A 10970-nucleotide genomic window follows, 5' to 3' on the forward strand; every position below is an offset into this window, starting at 1 on the left:
CCAACAAAAGCGGCAGTGGAGCCAGAGGCAGTCAGCCCCGAGCCTACCTCCCATCACATGCTCCTGCGAACACTCTTCCCTTATCCAAATACAAAATCCAGTAAACCAAATTTACTCACGATCCTGCACTTTTGGGACATCCTCGGGGTTCCTGGTTTTAAGAAAGCCCTGCTTACACAGCCGTTATGACTTTCCCTAGAAACTAAACCCCAGGCTAATGCGGTTCATCGTCTGATCGTGGTCGATTAGGCTTTCGCCATAGCCATAAAAGTACTCGAAATAGGGAGACATACTAGAGCAAGAATATGGGCTATACTCTACGCGAATCCCGCTACGGTTTTCGCTTCGAAGGTTATTTCTAAACATTGTAGAAAACTCCTGACATCTGTAACTGTAAGACAAGTACATCTCCCCATAACCAACATACTTATGTATATCCGGATTGTCATCGCGCTCGCTACCACCTTCGTCGTGCGTCTCGGGAATGCGGTACCAGGGTTTTATGCCGAACTTTAAACCGTCCTTCGCTAACTCTGCCACTGCATAAACCCTGTTCCAACTTCGCGAAAGCTCTCCGCCTTTTCCATTCGACTGATGCACTGCACCTACTCGCAATAAACTGTTCGTCACGCCAAAAAACTCGAACTTGCGCAACGAATCTATGAATAGCTCCGGACTATGGTTTGTCTCCCTAAATGGCGAGGATTCATCGCCGTTGTAAGCCTGCCAAAACGATGTATTGGTATACGCAAACCAGATACCTATGTGCCGATTTAACTGCTCCGAAACGAGACTTACCGCCTCCTCCGGAAGTCTAACCTTTGCACTAAACTGAAACTTTATTTCCAAGCGATCCGGATTATCAACGCTAGACACAGATTCGTTTGGCGTAGTGTTATAAGAAAGGGGAAGCACAAAATTTCGTTCATGCACTGCAAGAAATACATGCTCATTACTGCCTCCTTCGCTCTCAGACAAATCCTCCAAGACTCTTTCGGCAAAGTGCTTCTCTTCCTTTGCAAAAATTCGCTTCCCTTCCCTTAAGGATGACGGGCGAACGACGCTATCAACCTCCTGTGAAATAGCCACACTGCAAAACAGAACTTCCCAAAAAATCAGCATGACTACCGCGCCAAATCTCATTCCGCGCATATTACCTCTCTCTCCTTCGCACTAGGCCTGACTAAGACTACTCTCTAATGATCTTACCCCCCTCTCGCAAGCTAACTTTGCCACAAGAAAATTTAGCCACAAAATAGCAAACATACTCGTTGCCATGATAACTCCCGCAGTTGAATGTCCTAAAATATCTCGAAGCCTCGGAATAGCCTGCAAGAAAAATAAAGTTGCCGAAAGAATGCAAGTCATAAACACTAAGCCTAACGTACAAACCATTAACACCATTGTTCCTAGTCCAGATGTTAGCTGTGTATGACTTTCCCACTCGAAGCTCGCAAATGTTGCTCCCAAACCGACAGCGAGTCCAGAACACCCAATGCTTAAAACAATAGCAACAAAAACGGTATACATAACTGAAAAAGCATCAATGCGCAGAACAATGGCGCTGGAGACCAGCAATGCCATAGCACACAAAATCGTAATTGGTAGCCAGATCGAAAATTTAATAGCTATCAGCCTCTTAAGATCTATAGGCGCAGTTCTTAAAATCCAAAACGCCTTCCCCTCCAAACTAATAGATGGATAAACTAACCTAGTCATAACAGAAGCTAATATAAAACCACCCAGTAGAATGTTTAAGCTAGCCATCAGCGCTAACCACGCTTGATCGCCTATCCCTCCAATATCCAAAGCTGCACCCATGAATCTAAAGGACAACACATAAAGCGCCCCAATCACAAAATAAAGCGCACACTGTAACGACCTAGTAGGATCCCGTAAAATCGTAAGAAAATCTTTTCTAAAAATGGCCCTCGCGTGAAAACTCATGGGAAAGTAGCGATAGATATAATCATGGACTCGCCTAAACAATCGAACTCCGACAAAATCCTCGCGAACTTTTCGGCGCGACACCTCGCCGGACTCGACGCGCGATTTGATTTTTAAGAAAAATAGATCAAAAGTTAAATACCCAGCCGCAATTGAACCAATAGCTGAACATATGAGCAATAAATACTGAATGTTTTTGCCCACCAAGGGCTCCCCAACAAAGGAAGTAAGCACATCTGACGCCCATCGAGAGGGAAGCCACAGTGGACTAGGATTGCTAAATACGCCAATGGCCTGCACGATAACATTAGCACTTTGCGCTCCCCGTTTAATATCTAAACTAGCGAGCTTACCTATTACACATAACGCTGCATAGCCAATTGAGAATAGCAGTAATAACCCAAAAAACTGCTTCCGTTTCTTTATATACATTGACACCGCCATCAAAATACTGGCAATCACAACAGATATTCCTGACAAGATAAACAAAAACGGTATTGAAACAGAAAGGCCTACTATTAAAAACCTAACCCCCAGCCCAAGCGATAGACAGTAGGCTAAGGCTATTGGAAAGGCAAAAATGAAATACATAGGGCTTGTCTCTGCCATAATAGATAACAGCCGAGCAAAATATAGGCGCGTAGTGGATACGGGGAAAATGAGAAAAAAATTCATGCAGTCCGCGGAAAACAAATTTCCAATCGCAGCAATCACATTAGACACGAGTAACAAGAAAAAGAAGGAAAAAAAGATTAGCTGAATAATTTTTGCTGGGATAATGGCTTCAAAAAAAGGATCCCCGCGCATACTGACCAAGACGACCATAGCGCAAACAAAAATGCAAAGCATAGTGGCCAATGCAAAGCTCAGTAACAGGAGGTTGCGCCTAATAGACTGCCTCCACAGCACTTCATGCACAATGGAATTCTTAATTTTAAAAAATGTCGGTCGTAATAGCGTTAAAGGCACTTTTAAGTAATCTATAATGTCGCAGTTATTACATTCGTAAATCTTGTATTGATAGCATAGCTAAAGCATGCTAAATCTTGTTTAAGTAGCATTACATTACACTTATAAAATGTGCAATTTCCCAAATTTATGTTCAAGAGAGTTCTTTCACTTTTAGCTCTAACGTCTCTGCTGCTGTTTTTTTTGTCGTGCCTACTATCTTGCAAGCCAAGGCATTTTGTTAGACCAGGTGGCGAATTTGATTTAGGTGAAGTTAGGCATCTGTTGTTTGCCAAACAGTACCTAATAGACAAATCCATGCTCGTCCATCGGGACAAAACGGGCTGGCGCGTTCTAAGCGGCAGATGCACGTATGACGGATGCGACCTTACTTACCAAGAAGACACTATGATGTGCAGTTGCTGCTATTCGGAGTTTAAACACACTGGAGAAGTCATCAAGGGCCCAGCCGCTCATCCCTTGCCTTGGTATGAAATCCGGTACAAGGACAACCACTTGTACGCTAACTCTGGCAAAACCGTTAACCCGAATTACCGCTTTACTACAGACGAAATCGAGAAGAGATTAACTGAGCTTCGAGAGCAAATTGGCGCTGAGGGAGTGCCGGAGGGCATAGAGATTCCCGAGGTCCTCCTCGGCAAAGACATAGACGATTTGAACACAGAAGATGACGACCTGGAGCCGCTACCGGATGAAAACCTTAGCAACATGACCGATACTATTCATTCTAGCTCAGATGATTAATAGGGCCAAACTTACCAAACTTAGATAGAAAAAATGCATTTTTTAAGCAGCGATAACAGGCCCTCTGCTATGACGCTCATTCTCGCTTCGGCGTCACCAAGGCGAGCTAGTCTATTAAGCTCCATCGGCTTAAAATTTGACGTAATTCCATCTAATGTGGATGAGTCTGATATAAAAACCACTTCAATAATGGAAAGCATAGCAAAGCTCGCAGCGAGGAAAGCTTCTACTATTTCTGCCTTACATCCAAATGCCTTTGTCATAGCAGCCGACACCGTTGTATTAGTTCCTAGCTTCGCAACACAAGAGCAATGGAGCAAGGGCGGAGGGAGAATTTTCGGAAAACCCGTCGATACACAAGACGCCTTTGAAATGCTAAATAAGCTACAGGGGATCACCCATTCTGTGATTAGTGGTTTTTGCCTTGCTAACAAGTCGATTGATTATTGCAAATCTAGAACCGTTCAAACTGATGTCGAATTCTCACCCATGACACCCGCTGAAATTAGAGCTTATGTCGCCAGCGGGGAGCCAGAAGACAAGGCTGGCGCGTACGCTATCCAAGGAATCGGCGGCGCCTTCATTCGAAAGATTAACGGCTCATATACAAACGTAGTCGGCCTGCCCATGGCAGAGGTAATAGAGGAACTTAAGGCGTGTAAAATTTCCTATCTACAATACTCTACAGAGAAATCAGCGGGGCCGGGCGAATAGGATTCTTTTCTTCCTTGGAACTATTTGTAGTGACGGGCGGCGTCGCAACCGGCTCAGGCTTCGGCAATTCTATCTGCTCGAGCAATTCTAAATATCTGCCACTCTCAATAATCTCTCTATAAGCGCCAGCTATAGTCTCTAAAAGGTCTATGACGCGTTGAACTTTTTCTGGGCTTTTTTGTAGATTTGCCTCAGTTAGATAGTACAACATGAAATCGTAAAGTTGATCCAGCTCTTTAGCTATGCGCCCACCTTTTTCAAAATCTAGGGTATTTACTAGTTCGGCAATAATTGCTTGCCCTTTGCTTAAAAACCGAGCGAACTTCTTAATGTCTTTTGCTTCTAAGCCGCTCTTTGCATGCTTGAGAAAGTTAATACCGCCATCGTACATCATTAGCAACAAGCGGCCACGATCTATTGTTGAAATTTGAACGCTTGTATATTGCTTATGTGCAGATTTGCCGTACATTTTCGTTGTTCCAGGTTGCCTATATAACTCAATCCACCGCAGACAAACGTTTGTTTGCCCCTACTTTCTCCTAAGATTACTTATCGTAACAATTCGCCACACTCCTTTAGCTCAATAATTTTATAGCCCCGCCCCTCATCTAAGTCCCTAATATCATTACAATCCGCCTAAAATTCCACTAAGTGCCTGTTGGGTATTTTGAAGTTTTCCCATAACTGTCTCCAGGCGAGAAAACTGTCCCTCTAGATTCTCTCTAAGTTTAGCCGTCGTCCTTTCGAGTTGAGAAATGGCGCTATTTAGATTTTCTATTTGTGAGGCATTGGATTGTACCGCCAAATCTATAAAACCGTTATACTTCGTAAACTCATATAATATACCATCAACACCTGCCACATTATCGGCAAAGTCCGTGAGAACCTCCGAAGCACCTAAAGCGTCCTGCGCTACCTGAGACTTAAACTCGTCGGCATCGAAGCTCAAACTTCCGTCCCTGTTCGTAGATATCCCGAGTTCGGACATACTCGTAACAACTGTTCCATTAGTAGACTCCGCCGCTACTAGTCTCTCCCTAAAGAAAGATACTAAATCATTGTCTACGCTGGTCTTTGCTAAAGAGCCGTATATATTATCGGTCTGATTTTCATCTTCTACTCGAGTAACGGTATCGTTTTCATTTATGAACTCGACGATGTCGTTAAAGGAATCAACTATTTCACCTACTAGCTCAGCCGAGCTGTCTTCGTCGTTAGAAATTGTGATACTAGCGCTGTCCGCTTTTATCAGATTGAACGTCACTCCAGTTACTACATCGCTTATAATATTGCTCTCGCGGGTGATTGTGCCGTTTAAGCCACTCAGAGTAAACTGCGCATTGGTGGCTTGCGAAGCAGTTTTAGATACATCAGCTGCAAAAACAGAGGTCGGATCGATGTCGAGATAACCAAGCTGCGTACCTGTTTCAAGTGTATTGAGCATTATCTGATATGCGGGGCTAGCCTCAGTTCCAGTGTTTACCAAGCTAGCTACAACTCTGCCACTGGCATCCGAATCTGCATTGAGCGCATCTACCACTTCCTGGATTGTAGTACTTGCACCAGTTACGCTAGCAGTAACCGAAACTTTGTCAGCACCAAGGCCAACATCTACACTGAGAACCCCAGTTGTCGCGGAAAACACGGCACTAGTGGATGCATAACTTCCAGCCGATTTGTACATTGAGCCACTTGCCGTATCAGCCACAGAGGTAACCGAAATATCGTAGGAAGCGTTGACGGCATTAGAACCGGCAATGGCTGTAACGGCTGTGGAATCGGAGCTGGTGGCCTTTTTCTCTATGCCTCCACCGTTTGCCGTCCTGAAGCGATCGATAAGCTCATTAAGTGCCAGGATTTTGGTATTTAGCTCTTCTAGTGAATCATTTGTGCTCTCTAAAAGTTCTATCTCCTCGCGCCTATGAACATTGGCGGCTTCTCTTGCCTCGATGATGGCATCTATGAGTGAAACTGAGTCTATACCGGACGCTAGTCCAGAAAACTTAATTACAGACATGCTAAATCCCTCCTTGGCTTTGCATCTCTATTTCTTTTCACCGCTTCGCGGCGATTACTGCAACAACCTTGTTAAAATATCCGCATCGGCACTGAGCCTAGCAAGCAAACCTTCTAAACTCTGAAACTGCCTTAAAACTGCCTCCTGCCGCTCAGTCGCGCTACTTTCGACTTTTGAAATCGTATCTTGCAAACTCCGTATCTCGCTCTCGTTTGCCGTTAATGCCGAATCAATCGACCTGTTATAGCCGGTAAACCCGTGCACTACGCCATTTACTCCGGCGATTCTGTCGGCTAAGTTGGTGAGAGTCTCTATCACACCCGTGGGGTCTTTATTAAAAGCCTCCTCAAATGTCTCTAGATCAAAGGCTAGCTTGCCGCTCTTTTCCGTAGATACGCCTAATGCAGAAAGTTTCGTGCCATCAGAGCCACTTGCCTGGAAAAGCGCCTCGCGAATCGCCGATACTACATCTTCGTCTATATTAGTCCCCGATAGCGAACCATACACGTTTTGAGATTCGCCATTCTTGGTAGTGACCGATACCGGATCCTCTTTATTGACAAATTCTACAATTGAATTAAAAGCAGAGACAAACTCACCAAGCTGCGCAGAGCTAGTCGCCGCATCAGCACTAACGCTAATATTTGTATCTCCGATTTGAGAGAGCTCAATCGTCAAGCCCGAAATAACATCATTAATTGTATTGGACTCCCGCTCTATTTCGCCTACCCCGCTTATAGTAAACTTAGCATTAGTAGCCTGATCCACTATATGGCCGTCTAAAGCACTCGCAGTAAATAGTTCCGGGTTATCAGCACTAATTGTCACACTGCCCTCGGCCGTTCCGGTAGAACTTGTTTGGAATACAATTTTGTAACTCTGCTCGCTTTCTGTACCAACATTTACTAAGCTCGCCGTTGCGGCATTGCCTGACTTTTCATTAATTTGGTCAACGACGTCCTGTGCAGTCGTGAGTTCGTCTACCTGAACATCGAAGGATTTAGCACTTTCGCCTTCGCCCACAGTAAATGTTACTGCGCCACTCTGCGCTGCATCGCCTATTACAAATTCGCTCCCAGAACTAAAGGTTCGATTAAACGAACCTGCGGCAGAACTAGCTATTGATGAAACACTTAGGCTATACGAACCTTGATTTGCGCTGCTATCGGCAACGACCGTTGCAACCTCTCCATTTGAACTGAGTGCGGCGCGTCCACCAGCTCCACCATCGGCGCTTCTCATTTTGCCTAGCTTATCTGCAAGGGAAAGCAAAAGGTTATTTAGCGTGTTAATCGATTCGTTTTCCTGACCGAGAAGGCTAATTTTATTGCTGCGAGGAATATTTTGAAGAGTCAAATGGTCGAAGACCGACTTAGCAATACTTGCTCCGTCAATCCCACTTCCGATCCCTGGAAAACTGATACTACCTGCCATTTGTACAACTACTGCTCTCTTAGCACACTAGGACACTTGGACACGCCCATAAAGTGAAGGAATTGCTTCTAGTTACTTCTAATCAACGATAATATCGGTAACATCTAGGCGAAACTTTAGGTATTTCCTAATGCCTAGGAAGTGCTTGTTTTTCCTGGACTTTCGTGGCTAATAAATGGAGGAGCTGCCCCCTGGAAGACTAAGAAGTTTGGCTAACAAGAATCAATTAGCTTCTCCGACCGCCTCAACGCCTTCCTTGGACATATCCTCTAAATTGGCGAGCATTACTTTTAGTTGATCAACAAAGACCTTATGTTTTTCTGTCTCTATTGCTTTAGTAAGAATCTCCCTGGCTGTGTTGACGTCCGCTAGCATAAATGTGCGACTATATCCGTATAACCGAGCAAGGTTTTCTGGATGAGCAATCAACTTATGCAATTCGGAAACATTCGGCTCCCAGGCGTGATCTTGCAGGTGCCGCGCTAGTTCGAAGTCCAGCAAGGACGACTCGCTGTTGCCAGACGTGCTCAACAACATAACAGAAAGGATCTCGGTCGCGGGCGAGCTATCTAGCCACGCTCTCACCGCCTCTGCCGTAGCTGAATTGGGCCGTTCTAGGAATTGAGCGAGTTGCACGGTCTGCTTGGGCTGTAAGAGACTTGGGTTTTCTGACAAGCGCGATAAAACAGCATAAGCGCCGGGGTGATTAAATTTAATCTTCTCCAAACCACTTTTAATTGCCATTCCTCTAATATCTGGCGAGGGATGAGCAAACATTTTTCCCAGATTCGCAACATCTGGATCGGCCAAGGGCTTAGTCCCGGCCAATAGGTACAACTTGTCCGCATCAGTTAACTCAGACCACTGGTTTAACTGCCAAGTTCTTGCCCATAACACAGCAGGATCGTTAAGCCTAACATTGGGATGTTCTAACAAAACTGTAAGTATCTGCCTTATAGAGGTATCATCGGCAGAAAATAGAACTGCTAACGCCTGAAGGCGCGTGCTAAAGTCATGACTTACAAATCCAAGCAACTGCTCTGAATCAGCGATACCGCCCGTAACAAAACGGGCCAGATCCCGAATAACCGTATCTCCACATGAAATAGTTGCATCAGCGGAGATGATCTTTATAAATGCTGGCCCGATTGGAGGGGGCAGCTCGCCGAGAACCTCCGCTGGAACATTTTTCAAGACACGAGCAACATTCGACCCCGCCGAAACTGCTATAGCCAACAAAACGCCAGGATGAACGTCTTGGAGTTCGGGCAACTCTGCTGGAATATTATCTCTCAACAACTTGGTCAGTGCCAACGTCAACGCTAGCTTTCTATCGGATTCAGTTAATTGCGCCTCCCACTGTTCATCAAAGGCAATCCTAAGGAGTGAAGCATCTACGCTTTCACCTAGCTCATCCCCTCGGATAGCGGAACTGATAATTAACGACTCCGCAAAAGGATTCGAATATGCACCATTTAGCGCAGCTCTAGCGACAATTGACATGAGCGAGGGCCTCTTACTGTTCCAGTTGCTCTCGAGTTCGTCATTGCTATAACTTGCAATCTGTTCCGGATCTAGCTCGCCATTGCGAAAAACCATTATGCCAACTATCACGCATATTAGCAGCACAGTTGCCAATATCGAAACGCTGGTCTTGCTCGGGCGCCCGAGATGCGCATGAGTAGGTGGAATTCTTTTCTCCACAGAACCAACAGCCTCAGTAGGCTCTTTATACTCCTCCAAACCACCTTCAATTACATCCTTCGGTCGAGGCACATATTCCCGAACAGGCGCTCGTTCCGCGCTAAATGACGCTATCGACTTGCGCGACGCTTGCCCTGGCAACTCCTGCGGCATTTCCAACGGATGACTCGATGAAACATCAGTAGTTTCCGCAACGCGATCCGCCACGATTTCAGTGTCATCGCTTAACGATACTGGCTTGGCAGTAACATTGGCACTAGTCTCTGCGCTAGAGGATACATCGGTAGCGTTTAAAGGCACGCTCTCTTTAGTTGAAGGTGGCAAGAGAACTGCGCTTGGCGTCCTAATTATCTTTCCAGTTCCTACTACCGATACCGATTCGCCGTTACCGCCGGTATCTTTCTCGCTAGAAACTGCCGTTTCTCGCAGTTCCACCTCGGCTGGTTTATCTACGTTTGCCAAGGTCTCACTTAGCAATGCTTTAACTTGAGCTATGGAGGGCCGATTTTTCGGCGTCTCATCACACATTTCCGATAGGGCGCCATTTATAATGTGCAAGGCAACTCTATCCGGTTTAGTAATTGATTCATTGCTCTCACCAAGTTCCGCCAGCCTAGAAAACAATTCTCCCAACACCAATCCTAACCCAAACACATCGGCAGTTGTGCCAGGTATTTCACCCAATAATGTTTCTGGTGCAAAAGAGTAGAAAAAATACCCCGATGGGAAAGCCTCTACGCCTAGCGCTGAAGATGCCTGAGCAATTGCCAATCCCGCACCTGCATCGATTAAAGCCACTTTGCCGCTATTTAATACCGCGACATTCGACGATGCTATATGTCCGTGAACAATCCCTCTAGAATGCAAGCTATCGACTACGTCCACTATATTCTGCGCTAGCGTGACGGCTCCCTTAAAATCGAGCCCCTGCGTATTTTGAAAGTCCTCAGCTAAAGTGGAATCCACTAGATATCTGCGATAATAGAGTTGCCCTTCAAAAGCACCCCATTCGAGAATTTGACAAATTTCTGCTAATTCTTTGTCTGAGCTAACATTATTTAGCAATTCCTGCATGCGCGCCGATATATTTTCAGCGAGAGAAATTTCAGGTCCCAAACATCGAATAATCGATGGCCTTCCCTCTCCCGGCACTACGATAATGGGTCTTAAATCCCAAAATCGAGGTGTTACATGAACACCAATTATCGTCGCCTCAGGAGCAATCTGAGAAATAGCTCTTTCAACTCTCTTCTGCGAGCTTGAGTCGAGCTGTTCTAAGCTAACAATATTAAACAAATCGGCAGCTCCTCCCCCTTCCCCTTGGGAGTAACCTTGATTTGTTCCAGCAATTCGAGAACGCGAAGAATTATGAGTCACCAATAGAATTCCAACACTGCAAATACACTAAACCACTTTCACTGTCTGGGACGCATTCGCACCC

The 10970-nt window shown here is 45.4% G+C and carries 8 protein-coding genes; 2 read left to right on the forward strand and 6 right to left on the reverse strand.

Annotation, left to right across the window (positions count from 1 at the left end; genetic code table 11):
• Window positions 1–195: 195 nt before the first annotated feature.
• Together IT291_00145 and IT291_00150 are read right to left on the reverse strand one after the other, a co-directional pair.
• Entirely contained in the window at window positions 196–1152 is a 957-nt protein-coding gene (locus IT291_00145; GenBank protein ID MCC6219631.1) for a phospholipase A, read from the reverse strand.
• A 21-nt stretch (window positions 1153–1173) separates the two neighbouring features.
• Window positions 1174–2796, reverse strand: coding sequence for a hypothetical protein (locus IT291_00150; protein ID MCC6219632.1), 1623 nt, complete (start codon window positions 2794–2796; stop codon window positions 1174–1176).
• A 249-nt stretch (window positions 2797–3045) separates the two neighbouring features.
• Here IT291_00150 and IT291_00155 point away from each other — a divergent pair, with 249 nt between their 5' ends.
• Together IT291_00155 and maf are read left to right on the forward strand one after the other, a co-directional pair.
• Window positions 3046–3660, forward strand: coding sequence for a Rieske (2Fe-2S) protein (locus IT291_00155; protein ID MCC6219633.1), 615 nt, complete (start codon window positions 3046–3048; stop codon window positions 3658–3660).
• A 69-nt stretch (window positions 3661–3729) separates the two neighbouring features.
• Entirely contained in the window at window positions 3730–4374 is a 645-nt protein-coding gene (gene maf / locus IT291_00160) for a septum formation protein Maf (GenBank protein ID MCC6219634.1), read from the forward strand.
• Here maf and fliS read toward each other — a convergent pair.
• From fliS to IT291_00180, 4 genes are all read right to left on the reverse strand, one after another.
• Window positions 4343–4843 (reverse strand): flagellar export chaperone FliS, encoded by a 501-nt coding sequence (fliS, locus tag IT291_00165; GenBank protein MCC6219635.1) that lies wholly within the window; start codon window positions 4841–4843, stop codon window positions 4343–4345. The two genes, maf and fliS, sit on opposite strands and share 32 nt — an antisense overlap.
• Before the next feature lie 156 nt (window positions 4844–4999).
• Window positions 5000–6391: a flagellar filament capping protein FliD gene (fliD, locus tag IT291_00170; GenBank protein MCC6219636.1), complete on the reverse strand. Its 1392-nt coding sequence runs from the start codon at window positions 6389–6391 to the stop codon at window positions 5000–5002.
• 54 nt (window positions 6392–6445) lie between these two features.
• The gene (gene fliD / locus IT291_00175) at window positions 6446–7825 is read right to left on the reverse strand and encodes a flagellar filament capping protein FliD (GenBank protein MCC6219637.1); all 1380 of its coding nucleotides are present in this window, start codon (window positions 7823–7825) and stop codon (window positions 6446–6448) included.
• A 222-nt stretch (window positions 7826–8047) separates the two neighbouring features.
• Window positions 8048–10906, reverse strand: coding sequence for a protein kinase family protein (locus IT291_00180; protein ID MCC6219638.1), 2859 nt, complete (start codon window positions 10904–10906; stop codon window positions 8048–8050).
• Between the last annotated feature and the right edge of the window lie 64 nt (window positions 10907–10970).

It is taken from the genome of Deltaproteobacteria bacterium (assembly GCA_020845775.1).
Lineage (GTDB): Bacteria > Bdellovibrionota_C > UBA2361 > SZUA-149 > JADLFC01 > JADLFC01.